The 16,180-nt window shown below is 56.9% G+C and carries 14 protein-coding genes; 1 reads left to right on the top strand and 13 read right to left on the bottom strand.

The features are described from left to right. Positions 1–214: 214 nt before the first annotated feature. The 13 genes from GQF02_RS13265 to polA form a co-directional block, all read right to left on the bottom strand. Positions 215–1,447 (bottom strand): O-antigen ligase family protein, encoded by a 1,233-nt coding sequence (locus GQF02_RS13265; protein WP_160797774.1) that lies wholly within the window; start codon positions 1,445–1,447, stop codon positions 215–217. Then, positions 1,432–2,055, bottom strand: a complete 624-nt coding sequence (locus GQF02_RS16170) for a CatB-related O-acetyltransferase (RefSeq protein WP_160797773.1) — start codon at positions 2,053–2,055, stop codon at positions 1,432–1,434. The genes GQF02_RS13265 and GQF02_RS16170 overlap by 16 nt, the downstream gene beginning before the upstream one ends. Then, entirely contained in the window at positions 2,052–3,044 is a 993-nt protein-coding gene (locus tag GQF02_RS13255) for a glycosyltransferase (RefSeq protein WP_160797772.1), read from the bottom strand. Before GQF02_RS13255 ends, GQF02_RS16170 begins: the two co-directional genes overlap by 4 nt. After that, positions 3,031–4,092 (bottom strand): glycosyltransferase family 4 protein, encoded by a 1,062-nt coding sequence (locus tag GQF02_RS13250; RefSeq protein WP_160797771.1) that lies wholly within the window; start codon positions 4,090–4,092, stop codon positions 3,031–3,033. Before GQF02_RS13250 ends, GQF02_RS13255 begins: the two co-directional genes overlap by 14 nt. Next, positions 4,089–4,940, bottom strand: coding sequence for a glycosyltransferase family 2 protein (locus GQF02_RS13245; RefSeq protein WP_160797770.1), 852 nt, complete (start codon positions 4,938–4,940; stop codon positions 4,089–4,091). The genes GQF02_RS13250 and GQF02_RS13245 overlap by 4 nt, the downstream gene beginning before the upstream one ends. Then, complete coding sequence (locus GQF02_RS13240) at positions 4,937–5,722, bottom strand: glycosyltransferase family 2 protein (protein ID WP_160797769.1); 786 nt, start codon at positions 5,720–5,722, stop codon at positions 4,937–4,939. The genes GQF02_RS13245 and GQF02_RS13240 overlap by 4 nt, the downstream gene beginning before the upstream one ends. Positions 5,723–5,724: 2 nt before the next feature. Next, positions 5,725–7,488, bottom strand: a complete 1,764-nt coding sequence (msbA, locus tag GQF02_RS13235) for a lipid A export permease/ATP-binding protein MsbA (protein ID WP_160797768.1) — start codon at positions 7,486–7,488, stop codon at positions 5,725–5,727. Between the two features lie 2 nt (positions 7,489–7,490). Then, the gene (gene rfaQ, locus GQF02_RS13230; RefSeq protein ID WP_160797767.1) at positions 7,491–8,642 is read right to left on the bottom strand and encodes a putative lipopolysaccharide heptosyltransferase III; all 1,152 of its coding nucleotides are present in this window, start codon (positions 8,640–8,642) and stop codon (positions 7,491–7,493) included. Positions 8,643–8,657: 15 nt separating this feature from the next. Next, positions 8,658–10,397, bottom strand: a complete 1,740-nt coding sequence (gene ptsP / locus GQF02_RS13225; RefSeq protein WP_160797765.1) for a phosphoenolpyruvate--protein phosphotransferase — start codon at positions 10,395–10,397, stop codon at positions 8,658–8,660. Between the two features lie 51 nt (positions 10,398–10,448). Next, positions 10,449–10,718, bottom strand: coding sequence for an HPr family phosphocarrier protein (locus GQF02_RS13220; protein WP_124735941.1), 270 nt, complete (start codon positions 10,716–10,718; stop codon positions 10,449–10,451). Further along, positions 10,711–11,112, bottom strand: coding sequence for a PTS sugar transporter subunit IIA (locus GQF02_RS13215; protein ID WP_160797763.1), 402 nt, complete (start codon positions 11,110–11,112; stop codon positions 10,711–10,713). The genes GQF02_RS13220 and GQF02_RS13215 overlap by 8 nt, the downstream gene beginning before the upstream one ends. Positions 11,113–11,159: 47 nt before the next feature. Further along, positions 11,160–12,551, bottom strand: a complete 1,392-nt coding sequence (cysG, locus tag GQF02_RS13210) for a siroheme synthase CysG (RefSeq protein WP_160797761.1) — start codon at positions 12,549–12,551, stop codon at positions 11,160–11,162. A 72-nt stretch (positions 12,552–12,623) separates the two neighbouring features. Next, a complete protein-coding gene (gene polA / locus GQF02_RS13205) occupies positions 12,624–15,425 on the bottom strand; it encodes a DNA polymerase I (protein ID WP_160797759.1) in 2,802 nt (933 codons plus the stop codon). A gap of 14 nt (positions 15,426–15,439) precedes the next feature. On the opposite strand from polA, the gene GQF02_RS13200 reads away from it, so the two are divergent. Further along, a complete protein-coding gene (locus GQF02_RS13200; RefSeq protein ID WP_124735937.1) occupies positions 15,440–16,168 on the top strand; it encodes an LOG family protein in 729 nt (242 codons plus the stop codon). Positions 16,169–16,180 lie beyond the last annotated feature (12 nt).

Below are 16,180 nucleotides of genomic sequence, written 5' to 3'. Positions count from 1 at the left end.
TCAATGAAATGGTCTGCTGAGTCAGACTAGACCATTAGAGAGCAGTTTCAAAGAACAAGTGCAACGATTAAAATCCTCCGCCCGTCCGGGTATGCGTTGCTCAGCAACTCGGTAAAATCTGCCAGAGGCATTCTAAATCCAAACGACTTCCGCATGCCTTTGTTAATGAACACAGCCACCCATTAACAAAGACAATCTAACCTAAAAAACCTAATCATAATCTACCGCGACCATGCTTATCTGCACAAAACAAAGCAACAACCACGAGCACCAAACCAAATGAAATTCTATTAAACACAAACAATTCAGCCCCCCCCCAAACCATACCACACCACACTACCCACAGCGCAAAATTACTAACATAAGAAAAACGGATTACCAAAACCATAGAAACCAAAAAACCTACCAGAACAACCCACCCACCAAAGACCATAATCTGAGGGATATCACCATGAAATAACCACGGAGATAAAGTACCGCTCAACCCAAAATAATAATTCATATAATCAGCACTAGTCTTCAAATCTGGATAAATATTTGAAATACCCTCAAACGGCATAGCACCCAAACCCATCCAGCCAGAATTCAGCAAAACATAGAATGCGATTCGCCACAATTCAAGCCGAATACCAACAGAAGAATCTACAATATGTCCAGTCAAAAAATACGACCTAACCTCATCTACAGACAAAAGTATTCTTGTAAAAAACCCAAAAAAGTCAAAGTATAAAAACACGGATGCTGATAAAAATAAAAAAACCGAAAACAATCGCGCTGCTCTAGTGGTAAACATCAAAACACAAAAAACACCCATCAAAGGTAAAATAGCCCCTCGAGAACCTGAAAGAACAGCAGCTAGCATGCCAGCCGCAAACGAAACAAAAAGAAACACCTGTTCTTTTCTGTCAAAACACTTGCTAAGTGCAGCCAGCAAAGAAATACCTGCGCATAACACGGAAAACTGGCCGAATGTATTCTCATACACCAAGCCGAAGGCCCGCCCTCTTCCCTGGATAAACACTTCAAAAATTGCAACCATCGCATACATAAAACAAGCCAATGCCGGCGCAAAAAAAAGACTCCTACTATTAAAATCCATCCGGAGCAGCAAAGCATAAAGTAAAGCCGCATAAAAAACCGCCCGCGTGATATTTATAAAGAAATCAAGATAGCCATGAAAGACACCAACAACCAAAAGAGCCAGACAAAATGGCAGAAATGGCTTCATAAAAGCCATTACATCAGCCAGCAAGCTTATTGTGGAAAATTCGTGCAATCGCCGCAATGCAAAGAACATCAGCAACATTGCCACGGGCAGCAATACGCTATAATAACGAATTCCTCCACCAAAAGGCAGATAACCCACAGCCATAATCGGGTAAAGAAGAACGATACCAAGAGCAAACTGCTCCAGCCTGATACTCGAAAACCTTATCGGAAAGAACACAACACCAACCAATCTTTGATATTGACAGAAGACAACATATTAATATTTTTAAGCAACCACGCTTGATCAGCCTTCCACCATTCGGTTTCCAGCAATGCTGCTATTGTTTCATCATCAAAACGATACTTGACGACCCTAGCTGGATTTCCTGCTACGACTGAAAATGGCGGAACATTTTTACTGACCACAGAGCCTGCAGCTATAACTGCACCATGGCCAATAACCACACCAGAAAGGATCAGTGCATCCATTCCGATCCATACATCGCTACCGATCAGAACATCGCCCTTACTGGTCTGGCAAGACCCGCCCCCAACTCCATCTAAAAACATCAAAGGAAATGGGTAGGTTGATACCGAGTCCAAACGATGTCCACCACCGAGCAGTATACGAACGCCCTGAGCAATAGAGCAAAACGATCCTATTTTCAGCGTCGTACCTTGATTCCAGTCCTCCACGATTGGAAGCCCGTAGCTGGCAAAGCCGTACTCGTAGCGCTCTCCATATTCCAACTTGAAGCGTGCGGATCCACGCTGATATGCGGGCATCCGGCGGATTGCCCTCAGTTTGAAATATCTTTCTATTTTTTTTAGCAAACGCATCGTCATGCCTGCCCTGTGTACTTGATACGTTTGAAGAAAAATAAAGGTGCTAGAAGCTCTGGACAGACCGCATAAACGAATACCCTAAGCCGAAAGGCAAGATCGACCTCTCGACACCCAAACAATGCCCTCCACGGGCGATTGTTAAGCAACATTTCTTCGATACAGATCTCCCTTTGCTGATGCAGCCGAAGATAAGACATCACTCTCTCGCTCGCACCAGAGGCTTCTGCATCCCCAAGCAATAATGACCACTCCAAAAAACTACTCTTAGTTTTCTTCGACAGACCCGCAATGACTTGCTGTGCACTCATAGCCTTTTGCTTATTAGTCAAACCGCCACGGCGGTAATAAACAACTGGCTGAGGTAGCGTCACTGCTCTTCCCTGTGAGATTGCACGGAACGACAGAATAAAATCTTCTCCAACCACGCCCTTAGGCAAGCCTCCAAAGAGGTCATACAAACGGCGTGTCCAAGCCTGAGCGGCACCAATGACATGGGGAGGATTATCGACCCAATCATTTAGTGATGTATATGCAGAAAGATTTGAAACCTTGATCTCACCCAAACAAGTTCCGTCTACAGACATATCGATCAAATGACACGCAATCAAGTCAAATTTCCTACCTGTCTCCAGCCAAAAATTGACTACTAGTGCAACACGGCTAGGTAAAGAAACATCGTCGCCCCCAGCTACGAAGACCAATTCACCATGGCTTAGCGATACAGCCTTTGCATAATTACCTCCAACGCCAAGATTGACATCGTTCCTATTTATAATGAATGTATGCGGACCATCATACTGTTCACAAAACTCAAGAATCAGGTCAAATGTCCCATCAGTCGAGGCATCATCAGAAACGACAATCTCCAGATTTCCATAGGTCTGTCCGGCAACAGACAGCAAGGCCTCTTGTACATAAGCGACTTGATTGTATGTCACTAAAATAATGCTAGCTAACGGCATATTTTCATTTGTGTCAGTGAAAACCATGAGCCACCTTCAACAACAAAGCATCCACATGCGCCTCTAAACTATAGGGATAAACAATAGAATCACTAGGTTTGGTAATCGCTACAGAGGAAGAATTTCCCTGCAGCAACTTCATTGCGGCCCGCAGTGAAACGATGGATCGCTCGAACACTACTAGACCCGGCGATCGCAACGCTTCAACCGCACCAATATTGGAAGCCAGCATAGCGGGCGTTCCACACAAAATAGACTCCGGCCCAACCAGTCCAAAGGCCTCATATTTTGAAGCCAAAATCGTCGCATCCGCAGCGCCATAGAGTTCAGGCATATCCTGGCGCATGCCGAGATTGAGCACGCCGGGAGCATCCAGCGGCGCTTTGCCGGCCACCGCCAGAACGACACGATCACCGTATCCCTCCATCGCCGCGAGGATCAGGTCCGCTCCCTTTAGCTTGTGATTATTGGAAGGAAACAGCAGCATGAACTGGTCGTCCCGGATGCCGAGTTCCTTCCTGACGCGTTCGCGTGATGCTCGTGCGCCAAGATTGAACTTAATGGTATCAACTGGCGGGTAAAGAGTGCTAACCTTGCCAGCAGGAACGGTATACAAGCTGGTGATCTCATCGCGGACACGTGCGGAATGCGCCACGATATGTCCGGCATTCGCGTAAAGGCCCCGCTCGTGTGCGACCGTCAGGCGATCAAACACTCCCCAGCGGGTCTTGCCCTTATCCTTGAGGTGGCCGATATGTGTACCACCGACGATAGCCAGATCCACGCGGCCCACAACTCGGGAAATCCCTATCGTCGGCCACGCTGGCTGGCAATAATCCAACGCTTTTTGCTCGAACAGGTAGTTGTTCAACCGGGAGAACGGTGTGCGATCCGGCACCACGACCAGTTCCACCCCGGCCGGTAACATGCCCGGCCAACGAGTCTTCCTGGCGATACCACGAACCCGGATCCCGCGGCGAGCCAACTCTTCGATAACATCGAGGACATAACGCTCCATGCCACCGCCTGCACGAATAGAATGAAAGACTAGGTTAATACCTTCAGGCTGGATCATTTCCCTCTCCCATTCACTTTTTCCTCTCCACCTAGTGCCGAGAGTCCAGCCTCGGCCCAGACATGCTGACCGTGCAGCGAGTGTTCAAAACGCGCCCAGTTTTCATCATGTTGCGAACGGTCATTTTCGTGATGCCACAGATGCAAGACAGGAACGGCAAAGCGACCATTCTTTATCTTCACCCCAAGACGCAGCAAACGGACTGCCAAGTCGGAATCTTCATAACCCCAGCCTGAAAAAGTGCAATCAAAACCATCGACCGCATAAAAATCATTGCGCCACACGGCTGCATTGCAGGTCCTGAAGAGTTTCCAGTCTTTTGGTTTTTTCTTCCTGAAACCGGGCAAGGCCAACCGCAACCATCCGAGCGCATTGTTGATCTCTTTACGACTCCGAAAGCACAACCAGTCGGACAAGGACCAACTCGTCACCGGCTTGATTGAGCCTGCAAGGTACTGCTCGGTGAAATGGGCGGACATGAGTACCCGGTTGCCGGCAATGAACCAGCCAGCCTCGGCCAGCCTCATGTGCTCTTGAATGAAATCAGAACAAGGAATGCAATCCCCGTCCAGAAAGATCAGGTAATCGCCTGTGGATTTCGTCACGGCCAGATTCCTGGCCTCGGCCGCTCTGAACCCCTTATCTTCCTGCCAGGCATGCAGCAAACGGCCTTCCATCTTGCCCTGATAGCTGGCGACGACACGGCGGGTCTCTTCGCCAGAGCCGTCATCTGCGACCACGACTTCCCAATCGGCAGTTGCTACCCCCTGCTGATGCAGAAAACCCTCAAGCACGGCCGCTAGGGCATCCGGCCGGTTATAGGTTGTCACAATCACCGACACCTTCATGAGGTCGCTCCCTTCTCAGCCAGATACATCAATTTCAGCTGCCGATAGTAAGTCCCTTCGGCATTGGCGACGGCCAGGATGAAGCCCTCACGGCCGTCCAGAAAGCCGCGCCGTAACACATAAGTACGCATAAAAGACCACAACGTCTTGGCAAGCACGCTGGCCATCCCGCCGCCACGCTTGCCGCGCTGGTAACGCTGCAGGGCACCGGCGGCCGAATAGCGGTTCATCTTGTCGACCACCTGGTCCAGATTGTCGAACGAGTAGTGCAGCAGTTCCCCGGCCAGCAATGGTGCCGAGCCAGTGAACAGCAGCCGTTCATGCACCAGGTCTGCCGAGTACTCGGCCTGCCCGCGGAGGAACAGGCGCGGGATATGGTCGGGGCGCCAGCCGCTGTGTTTCATCCAGCGCCCGCAGAAGTTGGACAGCCGGGAAAAGGTGTAGACATCGGCAGTCGGGGCGCAGAGCACAGCCACGATTGCCGCCGCCAGTTCGGGGCTGACCACTTCGTCCGCATCCAGCGACAACACCCAGTCGGTAGCCAGGTAGCTGATCGCCAGGTTTTTCTGCGGGCCGAAACCCGGCCAGTCGCGGTTTTCGAATACCCGTGCACCATGCGCGCGCGCAATCACCAGCGTGTCATCGCTGCTGCCCGAATCCAGCAACACGATATCGTCGGCCCAGGGGCGCAGCGCCGTCAGGCACTTGTCCAGATGGGCGCCGGCATTCTTGGTAATAATGGCTACACCCAGCGTGGGCGCAGCGGAATGAGCAGCTTGCATGTTCAGCCTTGTTCGCCGCCGGCCTGGTATTGCAGACGGTGCAGCGTTTTGTAAATGCCGTCTTGGGCCAGCAGCTCCTGATGGCGGCCGGCTTCGGCCACCTGTCCCTGGTGCATCACCACGATACGGTCGGCATTTTCGATGGTGGACAGGCGGTGCGCGACCACCAGCGTAGTACGTCCCTGCATCAGCCGCTCCAGCGCCGACTGCACCAGCCGTTCCGACTGTGTATCCAGCGCGCTGGTTGCCTCGTCCAGAATCAGGATCGGCGAGTTCTTGAGGATGGCGCGCGCAATCGCCAGACGCTGGCGCTGGCCACCGGACAAACGGGTACCGTTTTCACCGATCATAGTGTCGAAGCCTTGTGGCATCGCCTCGATAAATTCGAGCGCATTGGCAGCACGCGCCGCCTCACGTACTTCGTCCAGACTGACTTCACCGATCCGGCCATAGGCGATATTGGCGGCCACGCTGTCGTTGAACAGCACCACGTCCTGGCTGACCAGCGCGATATTCGCGCGCAGACTGGCCAGCGAGATCTCGGTCAGCGGAATGCCGTCGAGCAGGATGCGTCCGCCATCCGGCTCATAAAAGCGCGGGATCAGGCTGGTCAGCGTGGTCTTGCCGCTGCCGCTGGAGCCGACCAGCGCCACCGTTTCGCCGGCACGCACACTCAGCTCGACGCCATCCAGCGCCAGGCGCTCGGCGCCGGGATAGGTAAAGGACACACGCTCAAACACCAGCTCCCCCTTGGGCGCCTGCAGCCGCACACGGCCATGGTCGGCCTCGCCTTGCTCATCAAGAAAGCTGAACACGCTTTCGGCGGCGGCCAGCCCCTTCTGCACGGTCTGGCTGATGCTGGTAATGCGTTTGATCGGCGCGAACAGCATCAGCATGGCGGTCAGGAAGGACATGAAATCCCCAGCCGAGAAATGGCCGGCCTGCGCCTGCACGCCGGCGTAGTAGAGGATGACCGCCAAAGCACAGGCAATGATCAGCTGGGTCACCCCAGTGCTGGCTGCACTGGTCGAGCGCTCCTTGACCAGGTTGTGGCGTATTGCTTCTGCCGCGCGGCCAAAACGCGTCGCTTCGTAAGCTTCACCACCGTAGATCTTGACCACGCGCTGGCAGTCTATGCTCTCGCTCAGCACCTGCGTCAACTGGGCCATATCCTGCTGGTTCTTGCGCGACAAACCACGCAGACGCCGGCTGACAAAGCGTACGCAGAAAGACACGGCCGGCATGACGGCCAGACAGATCAGCGTCAGCTTCCAGTCGGTATAGAGCAGCAGGCCCAGCAGGCCGATCACGGTAATCCCGTCCTTGACGGTTACCGTGATGACGTTGAAACCGGCCTCGCTGACCTGGGTCACGTCAAAGGCAACCCGCGACAGGATGCGGCCGGAGGGATGGTGGTCGTAATAGTTGACCGGCAGGCGCAACATGCGCGCGAACATTTCCTCGCGCAGACTTTGCACCAGATGGCCGGACAACCAGCTTGACGAGTATTCGTTGATAAAGCTGGCCACGCCGCGCACCAGAAAAAGCCCGACGATCGCCAGCGGCGTCCAGATAATGGCAGCCGGGTCACGGTCAACAAAGCCACCATCAATCAGCGGTTTCATCAGCCGGGCAAATAATGGCTCTGTCGCCGCGGCAATAGTCATGGTCAGCAGCGAGACGGCAAAGACCTTCCAGTGCGGGCGCAAATACCCCATCACGCGCCGGTACAACGCCAGGCTAGCGACTTCTTGGTTTGGAATCATATTCAATGTTTGTCTACTCGGACGAACTGGGTACGCGATGCGCGATCAGTCCGGTGATGTTGTGGAGCGATTTCCAGTGTTTGGCGCAACGACTGCACGGCATCCAGAACCTCCTGCACGCTTATCTTATCCATGCAATCGCTCTGCCCACTGCCGCCACAGCCAGCGAGCCCGCAGGGACGACAAGGCAACGTCGCACCGACAATCCGGTGTGGCGTCCTCCATGGTGCCCACACCTGCTCAAGCGATGGTCCAAACAGCGCGACAACAGGCACCTGACATGCCGAAGCCAGATGCACGGGGAGCGAATCGACCCCAATCAGCATCGCGGATTGTGCCACCAAAGCAGCCAGTTCCTTAAGCGAGAGCTGTCCACTCAGATCAACAACAGGGTGAGCCAACTGAGCCTTGATCCTAACCAGCATTTCCAGTTCGGCAGCAGCAGGAGAGCCCGATAGCACAACGCGTATACCTTGCACACTCAAAGTGTCAATCAGTCTGGCCATTTTCGACTCTGGCCAGCACTTGTAAACCCCGCGGGAACCGGGATGGACCAGTACGAAGTTGCCCGGCTGCAAGGCGTGCACTGACAAATGATTTTCTACACTCGCCTCCGCCCCGGCTCCCGAAACAATGGATAGCCGGGCATGCGCAGCGGAAGAGTCGACGGGTAATCCAAGGCAGCGCAGTGCGTCCAGATGCAGCTCCACCATATGCCGGTTACGCGCCAGTTGAAAACGATGCGTCATCGTTTTCCGGTATAAACGGCCTCGCCCGGGATTATCCGGCCCAACAGACCAGCGTGGAGACAGCAGTTTCACCAGCCAAGTCGCCCGGTTGCTGTCATTCAGAATCACCACCAAGTCGTAATGCCGCGCACGCAACGCCGACAAAAGACGCCACTCCTGGCGTAACTGAAACGACACGCCTTGCTTCTTCCAGTTACGGTCAATCGTAAACACTTGGTCGAGATCAGGATGCAGGGAAAGCATATCCCGTGTTTCGTGGTAGACCAGCGCGTCGATATTGATATGTGGCGCCATCTCTTTAAGCGTGGTCACCACAGGCGTCGACAGCAGAACATCCCCGTGAAACATCAGACGAACAACCAGGGCGCGCTGCACCCGGCCAAGATCGATGGCGTCTTTCAGCATAAGTAAAAAGCCGGATCAAACGTCCGGCTGAGCATTGAGTTGTTGCAACAGGTCGGCAATCTTATCAGGATCTTCACTTCTGAGCATGCGCGACACGATGGGGGCGATGGTGTCGAGGTGGGTTTCGCGTACCACCTGCTTCACCGCCAGCACGCTGGCCGGGTGCATGGAGAAGCGGCGCAGGCCCATGCCCAGCAGCAATCGGGTGAGTCTGGCATCGCCGGCCATTTCTCCGCAAACAGAGACCGGCACATTGCCGCGGGTGGCGGTCTTGATGGTGTGGCCGATCAGTTTCAACACAGCAGGGTGGATGGGGTCATACAGATGGCTGACCGAATCGTCGTTGCGGTCTATCGCCAGCGTGTACTGGATCAGGTCATTGGTACCGATGGAGACAAAGTCGACATATTTGAGGAAGCTGCCGACCACCAGCGCCGCCGACGGGATCTCGATCATGGCACCGACTTCGATTTCTTCGGCAAACGGGAAGCCGACTTCGCGCAGTTCTTGCCGTGCATAATCCAGCTGGGCCAGCGCCTGTTTGAGCTCGGAGAGCGAGTTGATCATGGGAAACAGGATGCGGATCTTGCCGTGCGCCGAGGCGCGCAGCAGGGCGCGAAGCTGTTCGCGGAACATCAGCGGCTCGGCCAGACACAGGCGGATGCCGGTCAGGCCCAGCGCGGGGTTATCGGCGCTGCTGCGTCCCAGCCACTTGGGGTTCTTGTCGGCACCCAGATCCATGGTGCGTATGGTCACCGGCGCGCCCTTGAGCGACTCGGCCACTTCGCGGTAGGCCAGATACTGCTCTTCTTCCGATGGCAGGGTGTCGCGCCCGAGAAACAGGAATTCGCTGCGGAACAGGCCGACGCCTACGGCACCGCTGCCGTGTACATCGTTTACATCGGAGGGCAATTCGATATTGGCCAACAGTTCGATCACGGTGCCGTCCTGGGTGGTGGCATGCGCCTTGCGCACCTTGGACAGCTTGCGTTTCTTGTCGCGCCAGGCACGCTGGCGGCGGCGATACTCGGCGAGCACGACAGGCTCGGGATTGATGATCACCACGCCTTGCAGGCCATCGACGATGATGACTTCTTCTTCGCAGATCAGCTCGCGCCCGTGATGCAGCGCAATCACCGAGGGCAAGTCCAGACCGCGCCCCAGGATGGCGGTATGGCTGGTGCTGCCGCCAACATCGGTAATAAAGGCCGCAACGTTGGACTCCTTGAAGTACACCATATCGGCCGGCGACAAGTCGTGCGCGACCAGAATGGTATCGTCGGCGAGAATATCGGGCGCCAGCAATTCACCCGCGTGGCCGCGCAGATTCTTGAAGATGCGCTCGGTCACTTGCAACACGTCGTGCTTGCGCTCGCGCAAATAGTCGTCGTCCATTGCATCGAACTGCTCGACCAGGCGGTCGCACTGCAGCTTGAGCGCCCACTCTGCATTGCAGTTCTGCTCGGCTATCAATTCCCGCGGTTCGTACGAGATGGTGATATCACCCAGCAGCATAATGTGCAGCGACAAAAAGGCACCCAGCTCGGCCGGGGCATTTTGCGGAATGCTGCCCCTGAGCATTTCCAGCTCTTTGCGCGTGGCACGGATTGCCTCGTCAAAACGCAACTGCTCGGCCGGCACCTCCTCGCAAGCGAGCAGCACATGCGGCACGTCGGTCATGCTCTGCGCCAGCAGGTGTGCGCGCCCGATGGCGATACCCCCGCCTACCGCGACGCCGTGCAGGATAATGCTCATGCCCCTTCTCTCCCCGATATTGGTTTTAACGCGTGCCTTGGTACGCCGAACTTACTCCGCTTCGTCGAAGCGGTTATTGATCAAACCCAATAATGCGGCCAGTGCATCCGTTTCGTCCTGGCCATTCACTTCCAGCTCGACGGTAGATCCTTTACCCGCCGCCAGCATCATCACCCCCATAATGCTTTTGCCGTTGACGCGGCGGCCATTGCGCGCAATCCATACCTCGCTCTTGAAACGGCCGGCAGTCTGGGTGAACTTGCTGGAAGCCCGCGCATGCAGACCCAATTTATTGATGATTTCGACTTCTTGTTTAAGCATCTTGCTCCCCGTTATCCATAAGCTGTACGCCCTCTTCTCCGCCACTCATGGCCTTGGCCACGACCATTTCCAGCGGGTTGTCCGCATAACACAGGGCACGCACCAGCATGGGCAGATTGGCACCGCTGACCACCGCGACCTTGCCGTGGAGCGCCAGCCGGCCGGCAATATTGGCCGGCGTGCCACCCAACATGTCCGACAACACCAGCACGCCGTTGCCGCTATCCAGCGATGCGATCAATGCCTGTGCCGATTGCTGCACCGCAGCCGGCTCGGCATCGCAGGCGACGGCCAGCGCACGGGCATTCGCCGGCACATGCCCCAGCACATGGCTGGCACACTCCAGCAGACTGTCGCCCAAGGTGTAATGGGTAATCAGCAAAATGCCGATCATGGTGGTGCTCCCTGTTATTTTACCCGTCGCAGATGACGGTAATTGTATCAGCCGCCCGCTGGCTTGCGGCGGTACCAAGCCAGACGATCCGACAAGCGCACCACCTCGCCGACAATAATCAGCGCCGGCGAGGCAATGCCGTGTGCCTGCGCCAGCGCAGGCAGATCGGCCAGCGTGCCGGTCAGCGTGCGCTGGCGCACGGTGGTGGCCTGCTCGACAATCGCCGCCGGCGTATCGGCCGCCTTGCCATGCAGGATAAAACCGTCGCATAGCCCCTGAATATGACTCAAGCCCATATACACCACGACCGTCTGCTGTGGCCGGGTCAGTGCCGGCCAGTCGAGGTTGAAGCTGCCGTCCTTCATATGGCCAGTCACAAACACCACCGACTGAGCGTAGTCGCGGTGCGTAAGCGGGATGCCGGCATAGGCAGCCGCACCCGACGCCGAGGTAATGCCCGGCACCACTTCAAACGGAATCCCTTCGGCGGCCAGCGTATCGATCTCCTCGCCGCCACGACCAAAAGTAAACGGGTCGCCGCCCTTCAGCCGCAATACACGACGCCCGGCCTTGGCCAGGCTGACCATCAGGCTGTTGATATCGTCCTGCGGCAAGGTGTGATCAGCGCGCGCCTTGCCCACATAGATACGCTCGGCATCACGGCGCACCAACTCCAATAGCTCGGGCGCGACCAGCTTGTCGTACAGCACCACATCGGCTTGCTGCATCAGGCGCAAAGCGCGGAAAGTCAGCAGGTCGGGGTTGCCCGGTCCTGCGCCCACCAGATAGACGCAACCGGCGTGCCAGCGCGCGTTGCTGGCCAGCAAAGCATCCATTTCGACATCGCCGCCATCGCTGCCCGCCATCACCGCCTCGGCCAGCGGCCCTTGCAGCACCGCCTCCCAGAAGGCACGGCGCTCGTCTACCTGGCTAAAGCGTGCCTTGACCCGCTCGCGCCAGTCACCGGCAAAGCGTGCCAGCGCGCCATACCCAGCCGGAATCAGGCTCTCCAGCCGCGCACGCATCAGCCGCGCCAGCACCGGCACCTTGCCACCGGTCGACACGGCAATCACCATGGGCGAGCGGTCAATAATGGCCGGTGTAATGAAGCTGGAGAGCTCCGGGTCATCCACCACATTCACCGGAATGCCGGCGGCCTTGGCCGCATCCGTCACCTGCTGGTTCACCTCGCGCGCATTCGTTGCGGCAATCACCAGTTGCGGGTGTCCCAGCATCTCCGGCCTAAAAGCCGCAGCAATATGCTCCACCTCGCCTGCGGCCACCCACGCGGCCAGCTCGGGCGTAAGCTCGGGCGCAATAATGCGCAAGCGCGCGCCGGCACTACGCAGCAAGCGCGCCTTGCGCAAGGCGACTTCTCCGCCACCGACCAGCAGACAGGCCTGATCCTGCAACTTCATGAAAATCGGAAAGTAATCCACAGCCCGGCTCCAACATATCAGGCCAATAGCATACCCTGAAACCGGGTATGGATGCCTCTTCTGTACCAGTACTTAATGCGCCGCCCCCCAGCTATCGCCGGCACCGACTTCGGCCAGCAACGGTACTTTCAGCGCCGCCACCCCGGCCATCAGCTCGGGCAGTTTGACCTTGACCAGATCCAGCTCGGCCATGGGCACTTCCAGCACCAGTTCGTCGTGCACCTGCATAATCAGCTTGCTGGCCAGTTTTTCGCGCTGCAACCAGCCCTGTACCGCAATCATCGCCAGTTTGATCAGATCCGCCGCTGTGCCCTGCATCGGGGCATTAATCGCCGCGCGCTCGGCGCCGGCACGGCGCATGGGGTTAGCACCGCGGATTTCCGGCAGATACAGGCGGCGGCCGAAGGCGGTTTCCACATAGCCCAGTTCACGCGCCGACTCGCGGGTGCGCGCCATATAGTCGGCCACGCCGGGGTAACGCATGAAATAACGGTCGATATACTGCTGCGCGGCGCTGCGCTCGATATCCAGCTGGGCAGCCAGGCCGAATGCGCTCATGCCGTAGATCAGGCCGAAGTTGATGGCCTTGGCTGCACGGCGCTGCTCGCTACTGACCTCCTCCAGGCTGACGCCGAACACTTCGGCGGCGGTGGCACGGTGAATATCTTCCCCTGCGGCAAAGGCGGCCAGCATGCCCGCGTCGTCCGACAGGTGGGCCATAATCCTCAGTTCGACTTGCGAGTAGTCGGCCGACACGATGCATGAGCCCGGCGGCGCGATAAAGGCCTCGCGCACACGGCGCCCTTCTTCGGTGCGCACCGGAATGTTCTGCAGATTAGGGTCCGAGCTGGACAAACGCCCGGTGACGGCGACAGCCTGTGAATAACTTGTATGCACACGCCCGGTCTGTGGATGAATCAGCAAGGGGAGCTTGTCGGTATAAGTTGACTTGAGCTTGGCCAGGCTGCGGTACGCAAGGATCAGCTTGGGCAGCGGGTAATCCAGCGCCAGCGCTTCCAGCACCGATTCATCGGTGGAATAGCCACCACTGGCGGTTTTTTTCACGCCCTTGGTCGGAATGCCCAGCTTGCCGAACAGGATTTCCTGCATCTGCTTGGGCGAATTGATATTAAAGCTCTGCCCGGCCAGATCATGGATCTTCGTTTCCAGCGTCAGCATCTCCAGCCCCAGACTATGGCTTTGCGCATGCAGGCGGTCACGGTCGATCAACACACCATGGCGTTCCATAATGAACAACACTTCAGCCACGGGCAGCTCGATATCGCGATAGACCGAGGCCAGCTTGCCTTGCAGCATGGGCTTGAACACCGCATTCAGGCGCAGGGTAATGTCGGCATCTTCGGCGGCGTAGCGGGTGGCGGTGTCCAGATCGACTTCGGCAAAGCCGATCTGCTTGGCGCCCTTGCCGCAGATGTCTTCGTAGGCGATGGTGGTTTCACCCAGATGGCGGCGGGCCAGATCATCCATATTGTGGCGCTGATGGCTCTCGACTACGTAGCTTGCCAGCATGGTGTCGTCAACCACGCCGGCAAGGGTAATGCCGTGGTTGGCAAATACATGGCGGTCGTACTTGAGGTTCTGCCCCACTTTTTTCCGGCCGGCATCTTCCAGCCACGGCTTGAGTCTGGCCAGGGTATCTTCCAGATCCAGCTGATCGGGCACACCGGGGTAATCATGCCGTAGCGGGATATACGCCGCTTCTGCGGCCTGTACCGACAGGCTAAGCCCCACAATGCGCGCCGCCATCGGCTCCAGGCTGGTGGTTTCGGTGTCGACCGACACCAGCTCGGCATGCTTTAGCTTATCCAGCCATACATCCAGCTGGGCGGGCGTGGTGATCATCTGGTAGTCGCGCTCCAAGGGCGCGGCCAGCGGCAAGGCTTGGGCCACCACCTCGCCAAGCGGGGCAGGAGAGTCAAACAGGTCATCGGTCGTATGCAGTGCCGGCGCAGGTTTGGCCACGGCAGGCGCCACAGCAACGCTGGCGGCACCGCCCTCCTCCATCAGCTCGCGGTAAAAGGTCCGGAAGCCGAATTGCTGGAACAATTCAGCCAGACGCGCCACATCGCGCCGGCCATGAACCAGGCTGTCCATGCCGTGCGCCATATGTCCGGCCAGGTCGACATCGCATTTGATGGTAATCAGCTCGCGACCCTTGGGCAGCCAATCCAGCACCGCGCGCAGGTTTTCGCCCACCTTGCCGCCTATCTTGTCGGCGTTGGCCATCACGCCCGCCAGCGTGTCGTATTCGGCCAGCCACTTGAGCGCGGTCTTGGGGCCGCATTTGTCCACGCCAGGCACGTTGTCGACCTTGTCGCCAATCAGCGTCAGATAATCGATGATGCGTTCAGGCGGAACGCCAAACTTGGCCAGTACCCCGGCCTCATCCAGCACCTCATTCGTCATGGTATTGACCAGCGTCACGGCGGGCGTCACCAGCTGCGCAATATCCTTGTCGCCGGTCGAGACAATGACCTTCATACCTGCCTTTTCGCCGGCATGGGCCAGGGTGCCGATCACGTCATCGGCCTCGACCCCGCCCACCACCAGCTTGGGCCAGCCCAGTGCCTCGACCACCGCATGCACCGCTTCGACCTGGCTTGCCAGGTCTTCCGGCATGGACGGACGCTGTGCCTTGTACTCGGGATACAGCTCGTCGCGGAAAGTCTTGCCTTTAGCATCGAATATGCAGGCGCTATAATCGGAAGCCACCTCCTTTTCCAGCCGGCGCAACATGTTCACCATGCCGTATACCGCACCCATGGGCTTGCCATCGGGCGAGCGCATATCCGGCATGGCATGGAAGGCGCGATAAAGATAAGAAGAGCCGTCAATCAGCAGCAGTGTTTTCATAAGAGGCTTTTAAGATGAGCTTGTCCGATAAGTTGCCGCCCAGCAGCGACCGCTACGAGATGATGCAACGCTTCCGTGCCCGCGAGGCCTGGCACGTGATGAAGATATTGTCGGAATTTGTTGAGTCGGCAGAAGAACTGCAGGGTATCACGCCTGCAGTCAGTATTTTCGGCAGCGCGCGTACCGCGCGCGACCAGCGTTATTATAAGCTGACCGAGGAAGTCGCCCGCCTGTTGTCGGACGCCGGCTTCTCGGTCATCTCCGGCGGCGGCCCCGGCATTATGGAGGCGGCCAATAAGGGGGCATTTTACGGGCGCAGCCCGTCGGTTGCGCTCAATATCGTACTGCCGCACGAGCAGACGCCCAACCCGTATCAGGACCTCAGCCTCAAATTCAATCATTTCTTCAGCCGCAAGGTGATGTTCGTCAAATACGCCATCGCCTACGTGGTGATGCCCGGCGGCTTTGGTACACTGGACGAAATGTTCGAGGCACTGACACTGGTGCAGACCGGCAAAAGCCGCAAGATTCCCATTATTTTATGCGGCAGCGAATTCTGGCAGGGCCTGCTCGACTGGATACGCGCCCAATTGGTCGACGGCGGCATGATAGCCGCAGCCGACCTTGATCTGGTGCAGCTGATCGATGAGCCTCAGGCCATTGTCGACACCATTTTCAAGTATTACGAAACCCGTGGCTTCGAGGCGCTGCCCGAAGAAAACGAACAACTGCTCAATCTTTGAGCACCAAGGAAA

The organism is Craterilacuibacter sinensis, from assembly GCF_009831765.1.
Lineage (GTDB): Bacteria > Pseudomonadota > Gammaproteobacteria > Burkholderiales > Chromobacteriaceae > Craterilacuibacter > Craterilacuibacter sinensis.
This window is presented reverse-complemented; position numbering and strand designations above follow the sequence as displayed.

Bases quoted from the DNA above. Each gene is read 5' to 3' on its own strand.
- GQF02_RS16170 (WP_160797773.1), bottom strand. From the start codon at position 2,055: ATGACGATGCGTTTGCTAAAAAAAATAGAAAGATATTTCAAACTGAGG.
- GQF02_RS13255 (WP_160797772.1), bottom strand. From the start codon at position 3,044: ATGGTTTTCACTGACACAAATGAAAATATGCCGTTAGCTAGCATTATT.
- GQF02_RS13250 (WP_160797771.1), bottom strand. From the start codon at position 4,092: ATGATCCAGCCTGAAGGTATTAACCTAGTCTTTCATTCTATTCGTGCA.
- GQF02_RS13245 (WP_160797770.1), bottom strand. From the start codon at position 4,940: ATGAAGGTGTCGGTGATTGTGACAACCTATAACCGGCCGGATGCCCTA.
- GQF02_RS13240 (WP_160797769.1), bottom strand. From the start codon at position 5,722: ATGCAAGCTGCTCATTCCGCTGCGCCCACGCTGGGTGTAGCCATTATT.
- msbA (WP_160797768.1), bottom strand. From the start codon at position 7,488: ATGATTCCAAACCAAGAAGTCGCTAGCCTGGCGTTGTACCGGCGCGTG.
- rfaQ (WP_160797767.1), bottom strand. From the start codon at position 8,642: ATGCTGAAAGACGCCATCGATCTTGGCCGGGTGCAGCGCGCCCTGGTT.
- ptsP (WP_160797765.1), bottom strand. From the start codon at position 10,397: ATGAGCATTATCCTGCACGGCGTCGCGGTAGGCGGGGGTATCGCCATC.
- GQF02_RS13220 (WP_124735941.1), bottom strand. From the start codon at position 10,718: ATGCTTAAACAAGAAGTCGAAATCATCAATAAATTGGGTCTGCATGCG.
- GQF02_RS13215 (WP_160797763.1), bottom strand. From the start codon at position 11,112: ATGATCGGCATTTTGCTGATTACCCATTACACCTTGGGCGACAGTCTG.
- polA (WP_160797759.1), bottom strand. From the start codon at position 15,425: ATGAAAACACTGCTGCTGATTGACGGCTCTTCTTATCTTTATCGCGCC.
- GQF02_RS13200 (WP_124735937.1), top strand. From the start codon at position 15,440: ATGAGCTTGTCCGATAAGTTGCCGCCCAGCAGCGACCGCTACGAGATG.